Origin of the sequence: Mesorhizobium sp. AR10 (genome assembly GCF_024746795.1) — a bacterium.
Taxonomy (GTDB): domain Bacteria; phylum Pseudomonadota; class Alphaproteobacteria; order Rhizobiales; family Rhizobiaceae; genus Mesorhizobium.
In genome coordinates, this window is record NZ_CP080524.1 from 5,946,506 (window position 1) to 5,968,391 (window position 21,886).

Sequence of the window (21,886 nt, forward strand, 5' to 3'; positions counted from 1 at the left end):
CAAAGCCAATCCTAGCGCACCGATTGTCGCTGATTGTCTCTGAAAGGATTTATGTTTGCTTTCAGTACGTTACGTCGCAGATTGGCGTATTTTCGGCGGCGTCTGAGTGGGCCTGAATCATTCCCACTCGATGGTGCCGGGCGGCTTCGAGGTGACGTCGTAGACGACGCGGTTGATGCCGCGCACCTCGTTGATGATGCGGGTGGCGGCCGCACCCAGGAATGCCATGTCATAGTGGTAGAAATCCGCGGTCATGCCGTCGACCGAGGTCACCGCACGCAGCGCGCAGACGAATTCATAGGTGCGGCCATCGCCCATCACACCGACGGTCTGCACCGGCAACAGCACCGCGAATGCCTGCCAGATGGCGTCATAAAGGCCAGCCTTGCGGATCTCGTCGAGATAGATGGCGTCGGCCTCGCGCAGGATTTGCAACTTTTCGCGCGTGATACCGCCCGGGCAGCGGATAGCGAGACCCGGACCGGGAAAGGGATGCCGGCCAATGAAGCTTTCCGGCAGGCCGAGTTCCTTGCCGAGCGCCCTCACCTCGTCCTTGAACAGCTCCCGCAACGGCTCAACCAGCTGCATATTCATGCGCGCCGGCAGGCCGCCGACATTGTGGTGCGACTTGATCGTTACCGACGGGCCGCCGGTGAAGGAGACACTTTCGATGACGTCGGGATAGAGCGTGCCTTGTGCCAGGAAGTCGGCGCCGCCGAGTTTCCTGGCTTCTTCCTCGAACACTTCAATGAACAGCCGGCCGATGGTCTTGCGCTTTTTCTCGGGGTCCGACTCGCCTTCCAGCGCTGAAATGAACTTGTCCGAAGCATCGACCAGGATCAGCGGCAGATTGTAGTGCTGGCGGAACATCGCCACCACGCCGGCGGCCTCGTCCTTGCGCATCAGGCCATGGTCGACAAGGATGCAGGTGAGCTGATCGCCGACCGCTTCGTGGATGAGCAGGGCCGCGACCGAGGAATCGACGCCGCCCGAAAGCGCGCAGATGACCTTGCCCTTGCCGACCTGCTTGCGGATGGTCTCGACCGCATGCTCGCGATAGGCGCGCATCGTCCAGTCGCCCTCGATGCCGGCAATGTTGTGGACGAAATTCTGAAGCAGCCGGGCGCCGTCCGGCGTGTGCACCACTTCTGGGTGGAACATGATGCCGTACATCTTGCGCGCGACATTGCCGAAGATGGCGAAGGGCGAGCCCTCCGACTTTCCCAGCACCTCAAACCCATTCGGCAAGGAGATAACGCGGTCGCCGTGGCTCATCCACACCTGGTGGCGCTGGCCGGGCGCCCACAGGCCTTCGAACAGCGGGCTGTCTTTCTCGATCTCGACGAAGGCGCGGCCGAATTCGCGATGATCCGAGCTTTCGGCAACGCCGCCCATCTGCACGCACATGGCCATCTGGCCATAGCAGATGCCGAGCACCGGCACGCCGGCGTCGAAGACGATCTGCGGCGCGCGCGGGCTGCCGATGTCACCGGTCGAAGCCGGGCCGCCGGAGAGGATGACCGCTTTCGGATTGATGCGCTTGAACGCCGCCTCGGCCGACTGGAACGGCACGATCTCGGAAAAGACGCCGGCCTCGCGAATGCGGCGGGCGATGAGCTGCGTAAACTGGCTGCCGAAATCGACAATCAGGACGGTGTCGGGGTGATTGGCTGTCTTCATGGCGAGCGTTTAGAGAAAGAAATGAGTCGGCGCAATGGGTTGCGAGGCGTCTGCCTCAATCGGATCTGGCGTCCTCGTGCGATGGACCAAACTCGAGCGCGCCGGACCCGATCGCCCGTTCGAGGCGCCCGACCGCGTCCGCCAGCTTTTCATCGATAACGTGGAGATATTCGGTCCAGTCGCCAACATGCCTGAGATCGGCAGCCCCGTCGGAGATGCCACGCAGCCCGATCAGTGGCACGCCGAACAGCTGACAGGCGCGCAAGCAGGCGAAGGTTTCCATGTCGACCATGTCAGCGGCGATCGCATCGTAAGCCGTGCCAGTGATGATCGCGCCGCCGGTCGACAGCGTCGCTTCCCTGATGCCCGGAATCCGGAACGGCAGCGGCACGGTCACCGGGAGTTCCAAAAACGGCGTCGCGCCCTTCTCGAAGCCCAACGGCGAGGCATCTATGTCGCGATAGCAGACCGAAACGGCCTGGTAGATTTCGGTCTGCTCCAGCGTCCTGCTACCCGCCGAACCGAGCGAGACGACGAGATCCGGCAGCGCCTTTTCAAACTTCAGCCGCGACAGTTCCGCGCCCAGCCTGACGCCGGCTTCGACCGGCCCAACGCCGGTCATCAGCGGCGTGAACAGCCGCTGCAGGTGTGGACCGTATTCAGCCTGCGCCGCCATGACGAAGAGAACGGACTGGCCCGCGACTTGAACGGCCTTGCTCATCGCTCACCCTTCGATCCCGTCCCGTCCGACCACCGTCATCATCGTCCCTGTCATGGTGGCGATCAGCTTGGCCTCGCCATCGGCGGCGAAAGCATAGGCCTGGCCGTCGGCAACGATGATGGTGCGGCCTGGCTTTGTCACCGAGCCGCGAAACAGGAAGCGCTCGCCCCTGCCCGGCGCCAGCAGATTGACCTTGAACTCGATGGTCAGCACGGTGGAATTTTCCGGCATCAGCGAGAACGCCGCATAGCCGCAGGCCGAGTCCAGCGCCGTCGAGATGACGCCGGCATGCAGGAAACCATGCTGCTGTGTGAGTGCGCCCGAATAGGGCATCTCGATCTCGATGATGCCGGGCGTCACCAGCGTCAGTTCGGCGCCGATGGTCGCCATCGCCTTCTGGCGGGCGAAGGACGTCCTGACGCGATCCTCATAGTCCGGGGCGGGTACGATCTTTGCTGCCATGGCTGTCGCCTTGATTTAACTGAAAAAAGCTTATCGCAGAGGCATGGGCGACAGGCAAATGCTTTTGCTGCACTGCAGCAATCGGCTTCGTCTGTCGTCGAAAGACGAGAAACCGCTGTGGGGAGGTTTCGGACAGAAACTTAGGCGGCCCTGCGCAACGCACAGAAATAAAACCCATCGGTGCCGCTCAGCGCCGGCGACAGCGAAATATCCCCCGCGGCACCGATGCGCGCGGCCGCCTCGTGACCCGGAAAACGACCGTCCCAGAGCGCACGGTGATCGACCGGGACAAAGCCGATGTTGCGATCGCGGAACGCAGTGACCTGCTCGCCATTCTCCTCATCGAAGACCGAGCAGGTGATGTAGACCAGAAGCCCGCCCGGTTTGACGAAGATCCTTGCGGCGTCGAGGATAGCCTTCTGCTCGCCCTTGCGTGCGTCGAGCTGTCTTTGCGTCAGCCGCCATTTGGCGTCGGGCCGGCGCCGCCAGGTGCCGCTGCCGGTGCAGGGCGCATCGACCAGGACAATGTCCATGTGGTTTTCGAGCGGCGCGAGTTCCGTAGGCTTGGTGACGATTTGCACGTTGCGGTTTTCCGAGCGACGCATGCGATCGAAGATCGGCGCCAGCCGCGCCTTTTCAGAATCATGGGCAAACACCTGGCCGCGATTGTCCATCGCCGCCGACAGCGCCAGCGTCTTGCCGCCGGCGCCGGCGCAAAAGTCGAGCACCTGCATTCCGGCCTCGGCGCCGGCAAGTGCTGCGGCGACCTGCGAGCCCTCGTCCTGGACCTCGAACCAGCCTTTCTGGAAGGCGGGCTCGGCCTGCACGTTCGGGTGCCTGCCGGCGCCGTCAATCGGCGGGATGCGGATGCCGTATGGCGCGATCCGCGCGGGTTTGGCGCCGGTTTCGGCCAGTTCGGCCAGCACCTTGTTGCGATCGGCCTGCAGCGTGTTGACCCTGAGGTCGAGCGGCGGACGTGTGGCAAGGGCAGCACCTTCGTCGACCCAGTTCTCGCCGAAGGTTCTTTCGAACAGCGGCTCGCACCAGTCGGGAATGTCCGCCCGCACCGCCGGCGGCGCATCGGCAAGTCGGCGGTCGGCAACCACCTTCAACTCGTCGCTGCTCAAGAGCGGCGGCGCGAACTTGTCGCCGTCGAGCGCCTCGTTCAACGACTGCGCCGTCTGGTTCCACTCAAGCAGCAGCGCCCCGAAGCCTATGGCGCGCGGCGTATCTTCACCGAGCAGCCAGCCGGCGGAGCGTTTGCGGCGCAACGCGTCATAGACGATGTTGCCGATCGCCGCGCGGTCGCCGCCGCCGGCGAAGCGGTGCGACAGGCCCCAGTCCTTCAGTGCATCAGCCACCGGCCGGTGGCGCCGGCCAATGTCCTCAAGCACTTCGATGGCTGCCGCCAGCCGTCCGCCCAGTCTCATTGTCGTCTTCCAATACCAGCGAATTGATTCCGGCCCTGCTCTTAGAGCCTTTCATGCCATGATTGAAGCAGTTCTGTTTCACCGCTGGCCAGACGATCACGCAGGGAGCGGAGAATTCCGGACGTGGTGGATGGGGTTGGCCGATCGAACAAAGCGAGCGTACGCCCGCCGGAACAAAACAATTCGATCAATACATGCAAGATCTCTAATGCGCATAACTGGCGTGCACAAGCGTGCGGGCTGGTGCAACCCCTCTGCTTTCAAACTTTTCTGGTTGGGAATACTCTTCCCGCCATGATTCGCGTCGCAGAAAAGGCGGAGCCGCGGATCGATACGAGGAGAGCGCAATGAAGACTTATCTGGCGGAAGTTCTAGGAACTTTTCTACTGGTATTCATCGGCACGGCTTCTGTGGTGACGGGCGGCTTCGGCGGCGCGCTGCCGCTCGGCCAGGAAGGCATCGGACTGGCGTTCGGCATCGGCCTCATTGCGGCGGCCTATGCGATCGGACCCATCTCGGGCGCACATCTCAACCCGGCGGTGACGCTCGGCGTGTTCCTTGCCGGCCGGCTGCCGGCCAAGGATGTGGTTCCCTACTGGATCGCGCAGATCATCGGCGCCATCCTCGCTTCGCTCGCATTGTGGATCATCGTCTCCGGTCAGGTTGGCGGCCACACCGGCGGATTCGGCGCCAATGGCTGGGACACGACGAAATGGGGCGTCAGCTCGGCGTTCCTGTGGGAGTTGATCGGAACCTTCACCTTCGTCACGGTGATCCTTGGCGTGACCGCTGAAAAGCACAGCACGGCTTTTGCCGGGCTGGTCATCGGCCTGACGCTGGCAGGGCTGCACTTCGCCATCATCCCGGTGACGGGCACGTCCCTCAATCCGGCCCGCTCCATCGGTCCGGCGCTGTTTTCGGGCAGCGCTGCGCTCGGCCAGCTCTGGCTGTTCATCGTTGCCCCGCTGATCGGCGGCGCCATCGCCGGCCTGGTCGCCAAGGCCGGCATCTTCGAAAAGGACTGACCGTCGAAGACTGAATCAAGAAAGGCGCGGACCTGGCCCGCGCCTTTTTGTTTGGACAGAGCCTTCCCGGCTCAGGCGATGTCGAAACGGTCGGCGTTCATCACCTTGGTCCACGCCGCCACAAAGTCTTTCGAGAACTTCGCCTTCGCATCCGCGGTCGCATAGACTTCCGCGATGGCGCGCAGCTGCGAGTGCGAACCGAAGATGAGGTCCGCACGGGTGCCGGTCCACTTCACTTCGCCGGTCTTGCGGTCGCGCCCTTCGAACACGTCCTTGGCGTCCGATGTCGCCTTCCACTCCGTGCCCATGTCGAGCAGGTTGACGAAGAAGTCGTTGCTCAGGGTTTCCGGGCGCTTGGTGAAGACACCGTGCTTCGACTGCCCAGCATTGGCGCCGAGCACGCGCAGACCGCCGACGAGAACCGTCAGCTCCGGCGCCGTCAGCGTCAGCAGTTGCGCCCGGTCCACCAACGCCTCCTCGGGGGACAAGCGCTGCTTGCCGCTGACATAGTTGCGGAAGCCGTCAACGGTCGGTTCCAGCGGCGCAAAGGAGTGGATGTCCGTCTGCTCCTGCGAGGCGTCCATGCGGCCCGGCGTGAAGGGGACGTTCACCTCCTGCCCGGCGTCTTTTGCGGCCTTTTCGATTGCCGCGCCACCGCCAAGAACGATCAGGTCGGCAAGCGAGACCTTCTTGTCGCCGGTCTGCGACGCATTGAACTCATTGCCGATCGCTTCGAGCTTCTCGAGCACCTTCGCCAGCTGCGCCGGCTGGTTGACCTCCCAATCCTTCTGCGGCGCCAGGCGGATACGCGCGCCGTTGGCGCCACCGCGCTTGTCGGAGCCACGGAACGTCGAGGCCGAAGCCCATGCTGTCGACACCAGTTGCGGCACCGAAAGGCCTGACACAAGGATCTTCGCCTTCAAGGCGTCAGCGTCCTGCTCGTCGATCAGGACATGATCGACTGCGGGAATGACGTCCTGCCAGGGCAACTCTTCCTTGGGAACGAGCGGGCCGAGATAGCGCGCGACCGGGCCCATGTCGCGGTGGGTCAGCTTGTACCAGGCGCGGGCAAAGGCGTCGGCGAACTGGTCCGGATTCTCATGGAAGCGCTTCGAGATCGTTGCGTAGGAAGGATCGAAGCGCAGGGCGAGATCGGAGGTCAGCATTGAGGGCGCGTGGCGCTTGGCCGAATTGTGCGCATCCGGCACCGTGTCCGCGCCCGCACCGCCCTTCGGCGTCCACTGGTGCGCGCCGGCCGGGCTCTTGGTCAGTTCCCAATCGAAGCCGAACAGATTGTCGAAGAAGTCGTTGCTCCACTTGGTCGGCGTCGTGGTCCAGGTCACTTCCAAGCCACTGCCGATCGCGTCGCCGCCCTTGCCGGTGCCGAATTTGTTCGCCCAGCCGAGGCCCTGCTGCTCGATGTCGGCGCCTTCCGGTTCCACGCCCACCAACGTCGCATCGCCGGCGCCGTGGGTCTTGCCGAAAGTGTGTCCGCCGGCGATGAGCGCGACGGTCTCCTCGTCGTTCATCGCCATGCGCGCGAAGGTGTCTCTGATATCGCGCGCGGAGGCCAGCGGATCCGGGTTGCCGTTCGGCCCTTCCGGGTTGACGTAGATCAGGCCCATCTGCACGGCTCCGAGCGGGTTCTGGAGATCGCGGTCGCCGCTGTAGCGCTCGTCGGCCAGCCACTTGCCTTCCGGACCCCAGTAGATGTCCTGTTCGGGCTCCCAGACATCGGCGCGCCCGCCGGCGAAGCCGAACGTCTTGAAGCCCATCGATTCCAGCGCCACGTTGCCGGTGAGGATCATCAGGTCGGCCCAGGAGATCTTGCGGCCGTATTTCTGCTTGATCGGCCACAGCAGTCGGCGGGCCTTGTCGAGGTTGACGTTGTCCGGCCAGCTGTTCAGCGGTGCGAAGCGCTGCTGGCCGGCTCCGGCGCCGCCGCGACCGTCGCCGATGCGGTAGGTGCCGGCGCTGTGCCATGCCATGCGGATGAACAGCGGCCCGTAGTGGCCAAAGTCGGCCGGCCACCACTCCTGCGAGTCCGTCATCAAGGCATGAAGGTCCTCGATCACGGCGTTCAGGTCGAGGCTTTTGAACTCCTCGGCATAGTCGAACGCTTCGCCCATCGGATCGGACAGCGGGGACTGCTGGTGGAGCACTTGGACATTGAGCTGGTTTGGCCACCAGTCGCGGTTGGCCCTGGCAACCGTCGTGTGCACGACCGGGCATTTGCCCGCGCTATTGTCATCGGTTTGTGCGTCCATCTTTGCTCTCCGATTTGCTGAATGTTCCGGGCAGGCCCAGCGGCCACGCCACTCTGGAATGGTTCCAGACTAGGCCGCCTTGCCGATAAAAACAAATTGCCTTTCCTGTTTGTTGCGATAGGTTTTCCTTATGATTGGTCTCACCGTGCGACAGATGCATTATTTCGAGGCGCTGGCGCAGACCCTGCATTTCGGTCGCGCCGCAAAACTCGCCGGCGTCAGCCAGCCGGCGCTGTCCTCACAGATCGCGGAGATGGAACTGCGGCTGAACTGCCGGTTGTTCGAGCGCGGCGGCAAATCGGTGCGGATGACCGACGAGGCACTGGCCATGCTGCCGCGCATCGAGCGCATCCTTACCGACATCCGCGAGATCGAAACCACAGCCCGACGCGGCCGTCCAGCCATGGAAGGCCGCTTCCGGCTCGGCATCATCCCGACTGTGGCGCCCTATCTTCTGCCGCATGTGCTGCCGGAGCTGAAACGCCAATTCCCGGCCTTGCAGCTCGAATTGCGCGAGGCGGTGACCGCCTCGCTGCTCGAGGACACCAACTCCGGCAGGCTCGATGCCTTCATCGCGGCACTTCCCCTCGACCATCCCGGCCTGATCACCGAAGCGCTTTTCGCCGACCGGTTCTTCCTTGCCGTGCCGGCCGGCGATCCTGCTTTCGCCTCGCCGCCGGTGCCGCCGGAAAGCCCGGCGCTGGAAAGGCTGATGCTGCTGGAGGAAGGCCACTGCCTGCGTGAACAGGCGCTCGCCCTGTGCGGCAGCGTGCGGCCGGTGGCGATGGCTAGCTATGGCGCGACTAGCCTGACGACGCTGCTGCAGATGGTGGCGCATGGGCTCGGCGTCACGCTCATCCCCGAAATGGCGGCAGGGCCGGCCAGCACTATCCCCGACCTGAAGATCGTGCCGTTCCAGGAACCGATGCCGCAGCGCACGATCTGCATGGCATGGCGGCGCAACAAGGTGCGGCACGACGAATGCGTCGAGCTGGCCAAGATCATACGCGGGCTGGATGCGGCTGTGCTGGCCGCTTGAGCTCGGTCGTGCCCATGGCGGTGCCGCAGGCCATACTCCGACATGTTGACAGTACTACTGCCGATATGGCATTTGTACTGCCATGAACACGACATCATCATCTCGTCCGTCGCCGCGCGAAGAGCTTGCCGCCATGACCGAGGAACGCATCCTGGAGGGTGTGGCGGCCCTGCTTCGCCGCGGCGAGGAGGTCACCTTCGACCTCGCGGCCCGCGAATCCGGAGTGCCGCAGCGCACGCTCTATCGCTATTTCGAGAACAAGGAGGCGCTGTTCTGCGCCTTCTGGCAGTGGACCAACAGGCAGATCGAGATGCCGGCGCCGCCAACCACGCCAGCCGAGGTGGTCTCGCACATACTGGGGCTCTACGCTGCCTTCGACCGTGACGAGCCGCTGGTCAGGGCGATGCTGCACAATCCCTATGGCCGAGCTGTGCGGCTGGCGCATGCCGAGGCACGGCGCAAGAAATTCACCGAAGCCCTCCGCGAGGTCATCGCCCCGCTCCCCGAGACGGCGGCGACCCGCGTGCTCGCAACCATCACAGTGATCGCTTCGGCTACGGGTTGGGAGACTATGAAGGACAATTGGCAGCTCTCCGGCAATGCTGCCGCAGAAGCCGCGCAGTGGGCTGCCGAAACCTTGATCGACGACGCGCGCAAACAGGCGTGCGTGAGCTTGCGCGATGCGCGGGCGGAAGAACGCCGCGATGTCACGACAGGAGACCATCCGTCATGATCCACCACATGTCCTTCGGCGTGCGCGATCCCAATCACGCCGCCCACGTCCTCGCCGAGCTGATGGGCGCCACCGCCGTCAGGGCGCCGACACCGCCCTTTCCGCACGGCGCCTGGCTGGTTGTCGCGGGCGACGACCGTGGCTCCTTCCTGGAGATCCTGCCGGCCAGCACCGTGTTCGATCCGGACGCGCCGCTCGGCATCCGCCAGCGCCCCGCGCCCCACGAACCGGTCACGGCGCATGTGCTTGTCTCCGCCGCGGTGAGCAGCGACGCAATCCAGGCCGCCGCCGCACGTGAGGGCTGGAGGACCCAGGAGGTCGAGACTGGCCTGTTCAGGATTGTAAAACTCTGGATCGACGACAACGTGCTCGTCGAACTGCTCGCCAAGGGCGAGGCCGGCCGCTACATCGAAGCGTTCGGCGCCGCTGGCATGCCGTCGCTCGGCGGCAGGCTGCGCGACCTCGAGACGAAACTTGCCGGCGCGCTGGCGCAAAAGCTGCCGCCGCAGGTGCTGGCAGAGGCACTCGGCGAACCGACTGACACGGCCTCACCGGCTAATGCAGATGCCTGAGCTTGTCGGGGTTGCGCACGACATAGATTGCCGCGATCTTTCCGTCCTCGATTTCGAGCGCGGTCGTCTGCAGTTCGCCATCGGCTTCCAGGCTGATGAAGCCAGGCAGTCCGTTGATGAAACCAACCCGAACGAGTTCCGAGCCATTCTCGCGCAGCCAGGCTGCCACACGCTCGTATTGGCTCATGACGGCATCGAAGCCCAGGATCGGCTCCGTGGCTGCCGGACGCTTGCCGCCGCCATCGGCATGAGAGCTGACATCGGCCGCCAGCATGCTTCCAAGCGCCTTCATGTCGCCACTGCGCGAGGCGGCGAAGAAGGCCTCGGCCAGTGCCAGGCTGCGTTGCCTTTCCATCTGGAAACGCGGCCGAGCGTCGCGGACATGGCTGCGCGCGCGGGCCGCAAGCTGGCGACAGGCGGCAGGGTCGCGCTGGATGGTCTCGGCGACCTCCTCGAATCCCAGACCGAACACATCGTGCAGCAGGAACGCCGCCCGTTCGAGCGGAGACAGACGCTCCAGCACCAGCATCAGCGGCAAGGTGACGTCTTCGACCTCGTCCTCTTCGACGACGGGATCGGGAAGCCAGGGACCAACATAGGTCTCGCGCTGGCGTCGCGCGGATTTGAGTTGGTCGAGACAGAGGCGCGTCAGCGTGCGGCGCAGGAACGCCTCGGGCTCGCGCACTTCTGCGCGGTCGACCCTCATCCAGCGGATGAAGGCCTCCTGCACCATATCCTCGGCGTCGGCGACGGAGCCGAGCATGCGGTAGGCGACGCGCATGAGTTTTGGACGCAGCGGATCAAACGCCGCCGCTGCGTCCTCTGGTGTTGGCTTCGCCGTCAAGCCGCGACCGCCTTGGCAGCGACCGCCGTGGAACCGGCCTTCACGGCTGCCGGATCGGCCCAGCCGCCGAAGCCGATCGCGATGCGGTTCCAGCCGTTGATGATGTTGATCATCAAGGTGAGCTGCACCTGTTCCTCCTCGGTGAAGTGGCCCTTCAGGGCCTCGTAGGCGCTCACATGCGTATGGCCTTCGCAGATCCGTGTCAGGGCTTCGGTCCAGCCGAGTGCTGCCCGTTCGCGATCGGTGTAGCAGGGCGCTTCGCGCCAGGCCGACAACAGGTATATTCGCTGCTCGGTCTCACCCCGTTCGCGGGCATAGGTCGTGTGCATATTGATGCAGTTGGCGCAGCCGTTGATCTGGGAGGCGCGGATCTCCACCAGTTCGGCGAGGCCCGGGTCGAGGCTGGCGGCAATGGCCAGCGATGTGCGGTGCCACTCCTTCATAAGTGAGGGGGCAGCGGCAAAAGGTTCTAGTCTGGCAGTCATGATTGGCTTCCTTCTGTTGGTTGCGAGATCATGACGAGGCAAGGACTGCCAGTGTGACATGCATGCCAAAAAATTCCATGGGGTGTCGCCGGGTGGCGATTGCAAGCTAAAGCGCGACCAGCCTGATGACACTGCTGCAAGGGGTGGCGCACGGGCTCGCCGTCACGCCTGAAATCGTGGTAGGATCGCTGCCGGCGAAAGCAGGCGCAGTGGCGAAGGACTACGCGACGGCAGTTGGGGCGGCAGCGCCTCTCATGCCGTCACGCAGCAATTGCACTTTACGGTTCAGCTCGATCATTTCGGGCACAGTGAAGCCAGAATTGAGCAGGAGGGCGGCCGTCAGGCAGCCTGTCTTGGCGTGAAGGTCGGCGCCCTTCTTACTCAGATGGACCTGCACCTGCCGCTCATCCGTTGTGCTGCGCTGGCGATCGACAAAGCCCGCGGCTTCGAGGCGTTTGACTGCCGGCGTGATCGTGCTTGGTTCCAGCGCCAGTCTGTCGGCGATAGCGCCGATCGTTAGCCCGTCGCGCTCCCAAAGGGTGCTCAGCGCCAGATATTGTGTGTAGGTGACGCCAAGCTCGTCCAGCATCGGCTTGTAGACGCGCTGAATGGCAATCGAGGCGGAATAGATCGAAAAGCAAAGCTGGCCATCAAGCGGCAGCACTGGGTCGTTGGCCATTGTGGTCTCCATTTTGGTGGCGCGGATATCCGTTACCACAAAAAATGATATCGCGATAAAGAAATCGCTTTACAAGGCGGATGGGCGTGTGTATGAATTGATTATCGCGATAATGATTATCGTGACAAACACAAGGAGACACCGAAATGACCACCACCCTCATCGCCGCCGCTACGACACTCGCACTGGCGGCAACCGCTCTCACACCTGCCGCCGCACAACAGCCGACAAGCGTAAAGAACGTCGTTCTCGTCCATGGCGGCTTCGTCGATGGTTCAGGCTGGCAAGGCGTTTACAACATCCTGAAGAAGGACGGTTACAACGTCACCATCGTTCAGAACCCGACGACCTCGCTGGCTGACGATGTGGCGGTGACCAGGCGCGCGATTGCCGAACAGGACGGTCCTGTCGTTCTCGTCGGCCATTCCTACGGTGGCGTCGTCGTCAGCGAAGCCGGCACGGACGAGAAGGTTAAGTCTGTTGTCTACATTGCCGCGTTCGCCCCGGACAAGGGTGAGTCCGTTTCCTCGCTGATCGCCAATCCGCCTGCCGGCGCGCCTGTGCCGCCGATCCTGCCTCCCGTGGATGGTTTCCTCTTCCTCGACAAGGACAAATTCGCCGCCTCGTTCGCCGCAGATGTGGACGCCGACGTGGCATCGTTCATGGCCGATTCACAGGTTCCGTGGGGCGTCGAAGCGCTGACTGGCGCAGTCACCGATCCGGCATGGAAGTCCAAGCCGAGCTACTACCTAGTCGCGACTAACGACCGTATGATCCCGCCGGCGGCGCAGCGCATGATGGCCGGGCGCGCCGGATCGACCGTCACAGAAACCGCCGGCAGCCATGCCGTCTATGTATCAAAGCCTGCGGCTGTCGCTGCACTCATCGAACAGGCAGCGACAAGCAAGTGAATAAAGCTGCGTCAACCCCGAAGCGTCTGTCGGCGCTTCGGGGACCAACCCAAAGAGCTGTCCGCAAAGTGACCTTCCAGGACGCCAGCTTGCGCCAAATTTTTCACGGCACGAATATCAGAAACACATACGTACAAAACACCACAAGATGAACCATGCCGGTCAGGAATGTCGTCCTTTCATTGCTGAAGCTTACGCTACATATGAACAGCGCCAGGATCAAAAGTACGGTGTCAATCGTGGTAAGCCCCAGAGTCAAACCCCTTCCCGTCAGCAGGCTGGCGGCTGCGACCGCCGGTATTGTCAAACCAATTGTTGCGCAGGCCGAACCCATCGCAACATTCAAGCCGCGCTGCAGCTCATTGTTGAGTGAAGCACGAACTGCCGAAATGGCCTCCGGCATCAAAACCAACCCCGCGATCAATGCCCCCACAATGGCGTCAGCCTGGGTCACCTGGTAGGCAACGAGCGCATCTTCAACACTTGCGGCGACCTGCTCGGCGAGCATGACAATTCCGATCAGCCCGATCATCAGGAGCAGAGCGTTGGCAGAGATGCTTTGGTGAGGGGCAGTTCGTACCGAAACATCGTGTGCTTGTCCTTCGAGGAAGTCGTCGCGGTGCCGGACAGTCTGGGCGAACACAAACCCTGCATAAAGCAGCACGGACAGGACGCTGACAAAACCAAGTTGAGCTGCTGAAAAGGTGCCTGGATCCGTCGTTCGCGTGTAAGTCGGCAGAATAAGCGTCATGACGGTCAGTGCGGCCAGGACCGCCAGATAGGCGCTGGTCCCTTGCCGGACGATTGCCTGCTTGCGATGACGCCAGCCGCCAAGAGCGAGGCACATGCCGACAACGCCGGTGGATGTGATCATCACCGTTGAGAAGACGGACTCCCGTGCCAACGTGGGGTTGTTCTCTCCATGCAGCATCATCGAGACGATGATCGACACTTCGATTGCCGTCACGGCAAAGGTCAGCACCAGCGTGCCGTACGGTTCCCCTACCCGCCGCGCCACCGCCTCGGCGTGGTCGAGCACGACGAAAATGGTGGTGAACATGATCGCACTCGAAAGGGCTCCGACAAGGATCCTGGCGCTCGGCGAACCCTGGTCCACCGACAGCCCGCTGGATCTGACTGCGACGGCCATCACCAGGGCGGCCAAGGGCATCGCATAAGAAGTCACCGATCGTCCGAAACCACTCATCCGAGCCCTGTGCGTTCTGCGAAACTTCGGAGGCCTATGCTCACGCCGTCTTTTGCGCCACCAACCCCAATTCCTCGACCATCGCTTCGCGCATCAGGAATTTCTGCGGCTTGCCGGTCACCGTCATCGGCAATTCGGTGCGGAAGCGTATGTAGCGCGGGATCTTGTAATGCGCGATCTGGCCGGCGCAGAAGGTTTTGATCTCCTGCTCGGTGGCGATCTGGCCCGGCCTCAGCACGATCCAGGCGCACAGTTCCTCACCATATTTTGCATCGGGAATTCCGAACACCTGCACTTCCCTGACCTTGGGATGGCGATAGAGGAACTCCTCGACCTCGCGCGGGTAGACGTTCTCGCCGCCGCGGATGACCATGTCCTTGACCCTACCGACGATGTTGCAATAGCCCTCGGCGTCGATGGTGGCGAGGTCGCCGGTATGCATCCAGCCGTCGCTGTCGATCGCCTCGCGGGTCTTCTCCTCGTCGTCCCAATAGCCCTTCATCACCGAATAGCCGCGCGTGCAGAGCTCGCCCGGCACACCGACCGCGACGGTGGCGCCATCGGCATCGATGGCCTTGACCTCGACATGGGGGTGGATGCGGCCGACGGTAGAGACGCGCTTTTCCAGCGGGTCGTCGACGCTGCTCTGGAACGACACCGGGCTGGTCTCGGTCATGCCATAGGCGATGGTCACCTCGGCCATATGCATCAGCGACACCACCTTCTTCATCACCTCGATCGGGCAGGGCGAGCCGGCCATGATGCCGGTGCGCAGGCTGGAGAGATCGAAGGAGGCGAAATCCGCATGGTCAAGCAGGCCGACGAACATGGTCGGCACGCCATAGAGGCCGGTGCAGCGCTCTGTGGCAATAGCCTTCAGCGTGGCGCCGGCATCGAACCCCTCGCCCGGGAAAACCATGGTCGCGCCCTTGGTGACGCAACCCATCGTGCCCATCGACATGCCGAAGCAGTGATAGAGCGGCACCGGGATGCACAGCCGGTCGTCGACGGTAAGCTTGATCGCCGAGGTGACGAAATTGCCGTTGTTGACGATGTTGTTGTGGGTCAGCGTCGCGCCCTTGGGCGCGCCGGTGGTGCCCGAGGTGAACTGGATGTTGATGGCCTCGCCCGGTTTCAGCTTCTCGGAGATGCGGTCGAGACTGTCATGCTCGTCGCGTCCAGCCATCGCCAGCACGTCGCCGAAATTGAACATGCCGGGCGAGTTCTCGTCGCCCATGCGGATGACGATTTTCAGCGCAGGCAACTTCTTCGCCTTGAGCTTGCCCGGCGTCGCCGTGGCGATCTCTGGCGCCAGCGTCTCGATCATGCCGAGATAGTCGGAGGTCTTGAATTTGGCGGCCGTGACCAGCGCCGTGCAGCCGACCTTGTTGAGCGCATATTCCAATTCGGTCAGCCGGTAGGCCGGGTTGATGTTGACCAGGATCAGACCGATGCGCGCGGTGGCGAACTGCGTCACCAGCCACTCCCAGCGGTTGGGCGACCAGATGCCGACGCGATCGCCTTTTTCGAGGTCGAGCGCCAGGAAACCGGCAGCCAGCGCATCTACGGTGTCGGACAGTTCGCTCCAGGTGAAACGCTTGTCCTGGTCGACGAAGACGGCGGCATCGAGTGTGCCGTATTTGCTGACGGTATCGGAAAACAGCTGGGGAATCGTCTGGTGCAGCAGCGGCACGGTGCGCTCGCCCGACACATGCGCCCTACCGTCTATCGGCGCGACGAATGTGCGACCGCGCAGGTGGGTGGCATTCTTCAACTCGTCGAGATGGATCGCCATCGCCGTCTCCTCCGCAGACGGAGCCGAGCCTATCAGCCTGCCGGGGCGGTGGAAATCCCGTCGATGGGAGCGGGGCACCTCCCCCTCGAGGGCAGGGTGCCGAGCGAAGCGAGGCGGGTTGGGTCGTCTCGCCTCAAGCACTGCCGCGATGACCCCTCCCGTCCATCCGCCTTCGGCGGCTGTCCACCCTCCCCTCAAGGGGGAGGGAGGGCGCTCATCTTCGCGGCGATGTCGCGCAGCACGGCTTCATCCGCCGCCGCACGATCTTTCCTGGATGCCACCAGACAAGCCTGCGACTTCAGCACAACGCCGTCGGCCAGCACCTTCAGATGATTGGCGCGCAGCGTCGAGCCTGACGTGGTGATGTCGACGATGACATCGGCCAATCCCGCCGCCGGCGCGCCCTCGGTGGCGCCCAGGCTCTCAACGATGCGATAGACCTGGATGCCGTGCTTCAGAGAAAAGAATTGCTGGGTCAGCCGCCAGTATTTGGTGGCAATGCGCAGCCGCCTTCCATGGCGCTGGCGGAAGTCGGCAGCGACATCGTCGAGATCGGCCATGGTATCGACATCAAGCCAGATGTCGGGCACCGCCACCACGACATCGGCATTTCCGAAACCGAGGCGGGCAATGATTTCCGCGCGCGCTTCCCAGTCGGCAATGTTTTCGCGCAACAGATCCTCGCCGGTGATGCCGAGATCGACCGAGCCCTGGCCGATCTCTCCAGCGATTTCGGAGGCCGACAGGAACGCCACCTCGATGCTTTCGGCGCCTTCGATGCGGGCGCGGTATTTGCGCTCGTCGCCGGGCAGGCTGACGGCAAGCCCGGCCTTGGCCAGCACCTCCAGCGCCTGCTCCTTTAGCCGGCCTTTCGACGGGATTGCCAGCGTGATCATTCAAGCCTTCTCCCGCAGCGCTTCGATACGATCGAGCCAGACGGAAAAGCCGACGCCGGGAATCGGCGTTTTCGCGCCGAGCAGTGTCAGCAGCCGGTCGTAGCGGCCACCACCGGCCAGCGGCCGTTCGCCATCCTGCGCCGCGATCTCGAAGACGAGGCCGGTGTAATAATCAAGCGGCCGGCCAAAGGCGGCGTCGTAGCGGATCGTTTTGATCGGCAGGCCAAGCGCCTCGATCGATTTTGCACGGGCGGCAAAATTCTCCAGCGCCACACCCAAGGAAAGACCGGCACCGGCCGCGAAGGTTTCGAGCGCCTGAGCCGCGCCATCGAGCGGTACGTCGATGGCAAGAAAAGTCTTCAGTGCCGAAAACGCCTCGTTCGACAGCCGCACGCTGCGCAACTCGGCCTTCTCGATCAGCCGCCGCGCGATGTCGGAGGGCGAGCGCCCGGCCGATGCCGACAGCCCCGCCTCCTCCATGCCGCCGGCGATGTGCGTCGATAGGCCTTCAAGATCGCCGTCGAGGACGAGGGCTGCGACCGCGCCGGAGAGCTGACCGTTGCGCGGCGGGTTGGCCAGGTCGGCCAGGGCCGCCTCCAGCATAGACGCCGAGCCGAAGGCGCGGGCAAGGCGCATGCGCCAGCCGCGCGGCAGACCGAGCGCCGCCAGCACGGCTTCAAAGATGGTCTGATCGCCGAGCATGATTTTCAAGGGCTGGCCCGGCAGCACCAGCGACAGCAGCGCATGCGCATCGGCCAGCGACCGCGCATCGGCCTGCGCCGTGTCGCGATCGCCGAGATCCTCGATGCCGGCCTGGAAGAATTCATTGCCGCCCTCACGGCGCTGGCGAAAGACCTCGCCGAGATAGGAATAGCGGCGCGGTGTGCCGGCCTGGCTCGAAATATGGTCGAGGCAGACGGGAATGGTGAATTCGGGCCGCAGGCACAGTGTCTGACCGGTCTCGCTTTCGGTGAGGAAAATACGGCGGCGCAGATCCTCGCCGGCCATGTCGAGGAACGGGTCGGCCGGCTGCAGCACCGCCACCTCGACCGCATGCGTGCCACGCGCGGCGAAGAGTTTTGCGATGTCCGCGGCGATGGCGGGAAAGCGGGAGGTCATGGACAGGATGGGCGCGAGGCACCCCCCTCTGGCCCGCCGGCCATCTCCCCCTCAAGGGGGGAGATCGACAGCTTCAGGCTCGGCACCTCTTCTTCAACACTGGAAATTGGCGAAAGCCCACGCGACATCCAATCTCCCCCCTTGAGGGGGAGATTGCCGGCAGGCCAGAGGGGGGTGTTCAAGCGCCACCCTTCGCGCGATCGGCTGCCTGCGCCGCGAGTATCTTCTTCACCTCAACGACCAGTTCGCTTTCCGCCACCGTCACCTGCGCCGGCCGTGCGGCGCGCCATTCGGCGTTGTCTGATATCTCGGCCGACATGCGCGCGCCCTCGATCAGATCCTTGATCTGCAGCTCGCCCTTGGCGCGCTCGTCGCCGCCCTGGATGATGGCGACCGGGCTGCCGCGACGGTCGGCATATTTGAGCTGCGCCTTCATGCCGGCGCCGCCGAGATACATTTCGGAGCGGATGCCGGCGGCGCGCAACTCGCCGACCATCTTCTGGTAGCGGCCGAGGCTTTCGGTGTCCTTGTCCATCACCAGCACGACGACCGGAGCGATGACGTCCGACGTGTCGAGCTTGCCGAGGTTCTTCAGCGCCGTCATCAGGCGCGAGACGCCGATGGAAAAGCCCGTCGCCGGCACCGGCTCGCCACGGAAGCGAGAGACCAGACCGTCATAGCGCCCGCCGCCGCCGACGGAACCGAAGCGCACGATCTGGCCGTCCTCGTTGGGGATCTCGGCGAGCAGCTCGGCCTCGAAGACCGGGCCGGTGTAGTATTCGAGGCCACGGACGACGGAACGGTCCATGGCAATACGGTTTTCGCCGTATCCCGCAGCCCTGACCAAGGCCTCAATCGTCGAAAGTTCGGTAACGCCTTCCTGGAAGACCGCGTTGGCGCTTACCTGGGAATCCTGGCGAGGCTCGTCATTCTTCGCCGTCGCGAAAAGAACGGCCTCGGCTTGCATATCATTCAGCCCGGCGCCCTTAGCGAAGTCGCCTTCACCCTCGTTGACGCCATCCCAGCGCCCCGGTCCAAGCAAAAGTCTCACACCTTCCGGCCCGAGTTTGTCCAGCTTGTCGATGGCCCGCAGCACGGTCAGCCGGCGCCCGGCATTCTCGTCGCCGCCGAGGCCGATCGCCTCCAGTACGCCGTCGAGCACCTTGCGGTTGTTGACCCGGATGACGTAGTCGCCGCGCTTGATGCCGAGCGCTTCCATGACGTCGGCCATCATCATCGCCATCTCGGCATCCGCCGCCACTCCCGGCGTGCCGATCGTGTCGGCGTCGAACTGCATGAACTGGCGGAAGCGACCGGGACCTGGCTTCTCGTTGCGGAACACCCAGCCAGAACGATAGCTGCGGTAGGGCTTTGGCAAGCGCTCGTAGTTCTCGGCGACGAAACGCGCCGTCGGCGCGGTCAGGTCGTAGCGCAGCGACAGCCACTGCTCGTCATCGTCCTGGAAGGAGAATACGCCTTCGTTCGGCCGGTCCTGGTCGGGGAGGAATTTGCCCAGCGCGTCGGTGTATTCGATCAGCGGCTGGTCGGCCGGCTCGAAACCGTAGAGTTCATAGACCGAGCGGATCGTCGCCATCATTTTCTCGACGGCACGGATGTCGTCGGCGCTGCGGTCGGCAAATCCGCGCGGCAGCCGCGCTTTCGTCTTTTCCGATTTGTCGGCCATGGGATGGGTACTCGGTGTTTCGTGGCGCGCCGTGGATCGGCAAAATTGCCGATTTCCGCGGCGCGCGTGTCCTAACCGATGCAGCCGGGAGCGGCAAGGGTTTGCATTTTTCCTGAAACAAACCCCGTTGAAAATGAAACAATTCCGCCATCGGTGCGGCATCGTGCCGACACAATCTCAGCCGATAAAGCACGCCGAAACAAAGGGTTCGGGGCCATGGCCGCGTCAAGACATTTAGACATCACTGAAAGCAGCGCCCGCGAGCTGCCCGTTCGGTTGCGGCCGGCCGATGGCCATGCACCGAGAGCCACCAGCCAAATGGTGGGGCCGTTCGAAGTTGCCGCTATCGAGCGCCAGAGCTCCACGGTGCGCGACGCACTGATGACCGGCCTGCTGGTGATCTATCCGGCCTTCGCCGCGCTGGCGGCCATCGTCGCCGGGCTTTTCCTCACCGGCGCCAGCGGCACCTGAACTTACCTCCCCCTAGTGGGGAGGGTCGACGCGCAGCGTCGGGGTGGGGGACTTTCGAGCTCCGCACCCCCACCCGCGCCTTCGGCGCGACCTCCCCGCAAGGGGGAGGTAGAAAGTTCACTTGGGCCTCTTGAACGCCTTCCGTTCCGCCTCCACCCTCTCGCGGCAGACACAGCCCTCGAGATGGTCGTTGACCAGTCCCATGGCCTGCATGAAAGCGTAAACGGTGGTCGGGCCGACAAAGCTCCAGCCGCGTTTCTTCAATTCCTTCGAAATCCGCACCGAAACCGCCGTGGTCGGGTTGGCGCGCAGATGGGCGAGATCGACAATCTCGGGTCGTTCGTCCGGACCCGGTTCGAATTTCCAGAACCAGGCGGCAAGCGAGCCGGCCTCGTCGGCCATTTCACGCGCGCGTTTGGCGTTGTTGATGGTCGAGACGATCTTGCCACGGTGGCGGATGATGCCGGCATTGCCGAGCATCCGCTCGACATCCTTGTCGTTGAAGGCAGCAACCTTGTCGATATCGAAGCCGGCAAAGGCCTCGCGAAAGTTCTCGCGCTTGCGCAATATGGTCAGCCACGACAGGCCCGACTGGAAGCCTTCGAGGCAGATCTTTTCGAACAGCCTGCGATCGTCGGCGACCGGCCGGCCCCATTCATGGTCGTGGTAATGCAGATAGTCCGGCAGATTGCCGTGCCAGAAGCAGCGCGTGACACCATCGGGGCCAACGAGCAGGCCGGTGTTTTCATTTTCCATCACGAGAAACCCATTCGTTAATGCGCTTTTGCGCCGCTTTACTCGGGCTTTACCAGATTCCTGAACCAGCCGGTAACCACACCAAAAGCTTTACCGACAGATCCGCATTTTACGCATTCCGATTCATGTTTCGGTTGCTGCTTGCCGCCAATGCTCGCGACATCGGGGAGGCTTTGCGCCCCGAAATGTTCGACGATCAAGGTGCGTTCCGATGAAGACAGTTCTGCTTTCCCTGCTCGGCGCCGCGGCCATTCTTGCCGCCGGCGCCACGTCCTCCAGCGCCGACGACCGCTATGCCGACAGGCCGCCGGTGATGGTGAGCCCCGACCTTTCGGCGCCATGGGTGCTGCAGCTTGGCCGCGCCCCCGGCATCGTGCGCCAGAACCGGCAAGTGGTGCAGCAGCCGCGCCTGCGTTATGCGCAACCGGCGCAACGAGACCAGTTGCGCACCGCAGCCGTGCAGCCGCCGGCCAAGCGCATGGTCATGCGCCCGCAGATCAACCCGGTCTACCTGCCGCAGGAAGTCGCCTATGACGGGCCGCAGAAGCCGGGCACGATCGTCATCGATACGACACAGAATTTCCTCTACCTGGTCGAGAAGAACGGCAAGGCGCGGCGCTACGGCGTCGGCACCGGCAAGCCGGGCTTCGAATGGTCCGGCACGCACAAGATCACCAACAAACGCGTCTGGCCGGACTGGCGGCCGCCGGCGCAGATGATCAAGCGCGAGGCGGCCAAGGGCCGCTATCTGCCAACCTATCTTGCCGGCGGCGAAGAAAACCCGCTCGGCGCACGCGCGCTCTATCTCGGCTCGACGGAGTACCGCATCCACGGCACCAACCAGCCATGGACGATCGGCGGCGCAGTGTCTTCGGGCTGCATACGTATGCGCAACGAGGACGTGGTCGATCTCTATGAACGGGTCAATGTCGGAACGACCGTGGTGGTGATATAGTGACTGCGAATCAGCCGGTTAGGCAGCGCTGAGTAGTTTTTGGCGTGCTGTTGCCCTCAAGCCATAGCGCGGTTTTGGGAGACGTGCTTAGACTGGCGATGAGTTAACGGGGGACGGGCCGTGTGGGGATGCGGTCAGTCACGAAAGGGCAGCGC

Annotated in this window: 21 protein-coding genes; 7 read left to right on the top strand and 14 right to left on the bottom strand. The window is 63.5% G+C overall.

Going from position 1 to position 21,886, the window contains the following annotated elements:
• Nucleotides 1–117: 117 nt before the first annotated feature.
• The 4 genes from guaA to LHFGNBLO_RS32505 all read right to left on the bottom strand — a co-directional run bounded on the left by guaA (nt 118) and on the right by LHFGNBLO_RS32505 (nt 4,293).
• Nucleotides 118–1,680 (bottom strand): glutamine-hydrolyzing GMP synthase, encoded by a 1,563-nt coding sequence (guaA, locus tag LHFGNBLO_RS32490; RefSeq protein ID WP_258604171.1) that lies wholly within the window; start codon nt 1,678–1,680, stop codon nt 118–120.
• A gap of 55 nt (nt 1,681–1,735) precedes the next feature.
• Complete coding sequence (locus tag LHFGNBLO_RS32495) at nt 1,736–2,401, bottom strand: 5'-methylthioadenosine/S-adenosylhomocysteine nucleosidase (protein ID WP_258604173.1); 666 nt, start codon at nt 2,399–2,401, stop codon at nt 1,736–1,738.
• A 3-nt stretch (nt 2,402–2,404) separates the two neighbouring features.
• Nucleotides 2,405–2,863, bottom strand: coding sequence for a PaaI family thioesterase (locus LHFGNBLO_RS32500; protein WP_258604175.1), 459 nt, complete (start codon nt 2,861–2,863; stop codon nt 2,405–2,407).
• Between the two features lie 140 nt (nt 2,864–3,003).
• Entirely contained in the window at nt 3,004–4,293 is a 1,290-nt protein-coding gene (locus LHFGNBLO_RS32505) for an RsmB/NOP family class I SAM-dependent RNA methyltransferase (protein ID WP_258604179.1), read from the bottom strand.
• Nucleotides 4,294–4,640: 347 nt separating this feature from the next.
• On the opposite strand from LHFGNBLO_RS32505, the gene LHFGNBLO_RS32510 reads away from it, so the two are divergent.
• Entirely contained in the window at nt 4,641–5,318 is a 678-nt protein-coding gene (locus LHFGNBLO_RS32510; RefSeq protein WP_258604181.1) for an MIP/aquaporin family protein, read from the top strand.
• Between the two features lie 71 nt (nt 5,319–5,389).
• Here the strand turns inward: LHFGNBLO_RS32510 and katG are convergent, their stop codons facing one another.
• The gene (gene katG / locus LHFGNBLO_RS32515; RefSeq protein WP_258604183.1) at nt 5,390–7,585 is read right to left on the bottom strand and encodes a catalase/peroxidase HPI; all 2,196 of its coding nucleotides are present in this window, start codon (nt 7,583–7,585) and stop codon (nt 5,390–5,392) included.
• 130 nt (nt 7,586–7,715) lie between these two features.
• Between katG and LHFGNBLO_RS32520 the strand changes: the two genes are divergently transcribed.
• The 3 genes from LHFGNBLO_RS32520 (at nt 7,716) to LHFGNBLO_RS32530 (ending at nt 9,929) form a co-directional block, all read left to right on the top strand.
• Complete coding sequence (locus tag LHFGNBLO_RS32520; protein WP_258604185.1) at nt 7,716–8,624, top strand: hydrogen peroxide-inducible genes activator; 909 nt, start codon at nt 7,716–7,718, stop codon at nt 8,622–8,624.
• An 82-nt stretch (nt 8,625–8,706) separates the two neighbouring features.
• Complete coding sequence (locus tag LHFGNBLO_RS32525; RefSeq protein WP_258604187.1) at nt 8,707–9,357, top strand: TetR/AcrR family transcriptional regulator; 651 nt, start codon at nt 8,707–8,709, stop codon at nt 9,355–9,357.
• Nucleotides 9,354–9,929: a hypothetical protein gene (locus tag LHFGNBLO_RS32530; RefSeq protein ID WP_258604189.1), complete on the top strand. Its 576-nt coding sequence runs from the start codon at nt 9,354–9,356 to the stop codon at nt 9,927–9,929. Before LHFGNBLO_RS32525 ends, LHFGNBLO_RS32530 begins: the two co-directional genes overlap by 4 nt.
• On the opposite strand, the gene LHFGNBLO_RS32535 is transcribed toward LHFGNBLO_RS32530, so the two are convergent.
• The 3 genes from LHFGNBLO_RS32535 to LHFGNBLO_RS32545 all read right to left on the bottom strand — a co-directional run bounded on the left by LHFGNBLO_RS32535 (nt 9,913) and on the right by LHFGNBLO_RS32545 (nt 11,937).
• Nucleotides 9,913–10,710 carry a sigma-70 family RNA polymerase sigma factor gene (locus tag LHFGNBLO_RS32535; protein WP_413774739.1) on the bottom strand — a complete coding sequence of 266 codons (798 nt, stop codon included), beginning with the start codon at nt 10,708–10,710 and terminating at the stop codon, nt 9,913–9,915. The two genes, LHFGNBLO_RS32530 and LHFGNBLO_RS32535, sit on opposite strands and share 17 nt — an antisense overlap.
• Nucleotides 10,711–10,769: 59 nt before the next feature.
• The gene (locus LHFGNBLO_RS32540) at nt 10,770–11,258 is read right to left on the bottom strand and encodes a carboxymuconolactone decarboxylase family protein (protein WP_258604193.1); all 489 of its coding nucleotides are present in this window, start codon (nt 11,256–11,258) and stop codon (nt 10,770–10,772) included.
• Nucleotides 11,259–11,478: 220 nt separating this feature from the next.
• Nucleotides 11,479–11,937: a MarR family winged helix-turn-helix transcriptional regulator gene (locus LHFGNBLO_RS32545; RefSeq protein WP_258604195.1), complete on the bottom strand. Its 459-nt coding sequence runs from the start codon at nt 11,935–11,937 to the stop codon at nt 11,479–11,481.
• Nucleotides 11,938–12,083: 146 nt separating this feature from the next.
• Between LHFGNBLO_RS32545 and LHFGNBLO_RS32550 the strand changes: the two genes are divergently transcribed.
• A complete protein-coding gene (locus LHFGNBLO_RS32550) occupies nt 12,084–12,848 on the top strand; it encodes an alpha/beta hydrolase (protein ID WP_258604197.1) in 765 nt (254 codons plus the stop codon).
• 103 nt (nt 12,849–12,951) lie between these two features.
• On the opposite strand, the gene LHFGNBLO_RS32555 is transcribed toward LHFGNBLO_RS32550, so the two are convergent.
• From LHFGNBLO_RS32555 to hisS, 5 genes are all read right to left on the bottom strand, one after another.
• Nucleotides 12,952–13,908 (bottom strand): calcium:proton antiporter, encoded by a 957-nt coding sequence (locus tag LHFGNBLO_RS32555; RefSeq protein WP_258604200.1) that lies wholly within the window; start codon nt 13,906–13,908, stop codon nt 12,952–12,954.
• Between the two features lie 187 nt (nt 13,909–14,095).
• Complete coding sequence (locus LHFGNBLO_RS32560; protein ID WP_258604201.1) at nt 14,096–15,850, bottom strand: AMP-binding protein; 1,755 nt, start codon at nt 15,848–15,850, stop codon at nt 14,096–14,098.
• Nucleotides 15,851–16,044: 194 nt separating this feature from the next.
• Entirely contained in the window at nt 16,045–16,746 is a 702-nt protein-coding gene (gene hisG, locus LHFGNBLO_RS32565; RefSeq protein ID WP_258604203.1) for an ATP phosphoribosyltransferase, read from the bottom strand.
• The gene (locus LHFGNBLO_RS32570; RefSeq protein WP_258604204.1) at nt 16,747–17,865 is read right to left on the bottom strand and encodes an ATP phosphoribosyltransferase regulatory subunit; all 1,119 of its coding nucleotides are present in this window, start codon (nt 17,863–17,865) and stop codon (nt 16,747–16,749) included.
• A 178-nt stretch (nt 17,866–18,043) separates the two neighbouring features.
• On the bottom strand, nt 18,044–19,549 hold the full coding sequence (gene hisS / locus LHFGNBLO_RS32575) for a histidine--tRNA ligase (RefSeq protein WP_258604205.1): 1,506 nt from the start codon (nt 19,547–19,549) through the stop codon (nt 18,044–18,046).
• A gap of 318 nt (nt 19,550–19,867) precedes the next feature.
• On the opposite strand from hisS, the gene LHFGNBLO_RS33510 reads away from it, so the two are divergent.
• Nucleotides 19,868–20,020 carry a hypothetical protein gene (locus LHFGNBLO_RS33510; RefSeq protein ID WP_319944196.1) on the top strand — a complete coding sequence of 51 codons (153 nt, stop codon included), beginning with the start codon at nt 19,868–19,870 and terminating at the stop codon, nt 20,018–20,020.
• A gap of 117 nt (nt 20,021–20,137) precedes the next feature.
• Here LHFGNBLO_RS33510 and LHFGNBLO_RS32585 read toward each other — a convergent pair whose 3' ends face one another.
• Complete coding sequence (locus tag LHFGNBLO_RS32585; RefSeq protein ID WP_258604209.1) at nt 20,138–20,776, bottom strand: DNA-3-methyladenine glycosylase I; 639 nt, start codon at nt 20,774–20,776, stop codon at nt 20,138–20,140.
• Nucleotides 20,777–20,987: 211 nt separating this feature from the next.
• On the opposite strand from LHFGNBLO_RS32585, the gene LHFGNBLO_RS32590 reads away from it, so the two are divergent.
• Entirely contained in the window at nt 20,988–21,731 is a 744-nt protein-coding gene (locus tag LHFGNBLO_RS32590) for a L,D-transpeptidase (RefSeq protein ID WP_258604211.1), read from the top strand.
• Nucleotides 21,732–21,886 lie beyond the last annotated feature (155 nt).

What these genes read in the sequence shown, in the direction of transcription:
- guaA (WP_258604171.1), bottom strand. Translation starts at nt 1,680, where the DNA reads ATGAAGACAGCCAATCACCCCGACACCGTCCTGATTGTCGATTTCGGC.
- LHFGNBLO_RS32495 (WP_258604173.1), bottom strand. Translation starts at nt 2,401, where the DNA reads ATGAGCAAGGCCGTTCAAGTCGCGGGCCAGTCCGTTCTCTTCGTCATG.
- LHFGNBLO_RS32500 (WP_258604175.1), bottom strand. Translation starts at nt 2,863, where the DNA reads ATGGCAGCAAAGATCGTACCCGCCCCGGACTATGAGGATCGCGTCAGG.
- LHFGNBLO_RS32505 (WP_258604179.1), bottom strand. Translation starts at nt 4,293, where the DNA reads ATGAGACTGGGCGGACGGCTGGCGGCAGCCATCGAAGTGCTTGAGGAC.
- LHFGNBLO_RS32510 (WP_258604181.1), top strand. Translation starts at nt 4,641, where the DNA reads ATGAAGACTTATCTGGCGGAAGTTCTAGGAACTTTTCTACTGGTATTC.
- katG (WP_258604183.1), bottom strand. Translation starts at nt 7,585, where the DNA reads ATGGACGCACAAACCGATGACAATAGCGCGGGCAAATGCCCGGTCGTG.
- LHFGNBLO_RS32520 (WP_258604185.1), top strand. Translation starts at nt 7,716, where the DNA reads ATGATTGGTCTCACCGTGCGACAGATGCATTATTTCGAGGCGCTGGCG.
- LHFGNBLO_RS32525 (WP_258604187.1), top strand. Translation starts at nt 8,707, where the DNA reads ATGAACACGACATCATCATCTCGTCCGTCGCCGCGCGAAGAGCTTGCC.
- LHFGNBLO_RS32530 (WP_258604189.1), top strand. Translation starts at nt 9,354, where the DNA reads ATGATCCACCACATGTCCTTCGGCGTGCGCGATCCCAATCACGCCGCC.
- LHFGNBLO_RS32535 (WP_413774739.1), bottom strand. Translation starts at nt 10,710, where the DNA reads ATGCGCGTCGCCTACCGCATGCTCGGCTCCGTCGCCGACGCCGAGGAT.
- LHFGNBLO_RS32540 (WP_258604193.1), bottom strand. Translation starts at nt 11,258, where the DNA reads ATGACTGCCAGACTAGAACCTTTTGCCGCTGCCCCCTCACTTATGAAG.
- LHFGNBLO_RS32545 (WP_258604195.1), bottom strand. Translation starts at nt 11,937, where the DNA reads ATGGCCAACGACCCAGTGCTGCCGCTTGATGGCCAGCTTTGCTTTTCG.
- LHFGNBLO_RS32550 (WP_258604197.1), top strand. Translation starts at nt 12,084, where the DNA reads ATGACCACCACCCTCATCGCCGCCGCTACGACACTCGCACTGGCGGCA.
- LHFGNBLO_RS32555 (WP_258604200.1), bottom strand. Translation starts at nt 13,908, where the DNA reads ATGTTCACCACCATTTTCGTCGTGCTCGACCACGCCGAGGCGGTGGCG.
- LHFGNBLO_RS32560 (WP_258604201.1), bottom strand. Translation starts at nt 15,850, where the DNA reads ATGGCGATCCATCTCGACGAGTTGAAGAATGCCACCCACCTGCGCGGT.
- hisG (WP_258604203.1), bottom strand. Translation starts at nt 16,746, where the DNA reads ATGATCACGCTGGCAATCCCGTCGAAAGGCCGGCTAAAGGAGCAGGCG.
- LHFGNBLO_RS32570 (WP_258604204.1), bottom strand. Translation starts at nt 17,865, where the DNA reads ATGACCTCCCGCTTTCCCGCCATCGCCGCGGACATCGCAAAACTCTTC.
- hisS (WP_258604205.1), bottom strand. Translation starts at nt 19,549, where the DNA reads ATGGCCGACAAATCGGAAAAGACGAAAGCGCGGCTGCCGCGCGGATTT.
- LHFGNBLO_RS33510 (WP_319944196.1), top strand. Translation starts at nt 19,868, where the DNA reads ATGGTGGGGCCGTTCGAAGTTGCCGCTATCGAGCGCCAGAGCTCCACG.
- LHFGNBLO_RS32585 (WP_258604209.1), bottom strand. Translation starts at nt 20,776, where the DNA reads ATGGAAAATGAAAACACCGGCCTGCTCGTTGGCCCCGATGGTGTCACG.
- LHFGNBLO_RS32590 (WP_258604211.1), top strand. Translation starts at nt 20,988, where the DNA reads ATGAAGACAGTTCTGCTTTCCCTGCTCGGCGCCGCGGCCATTCTTGCC.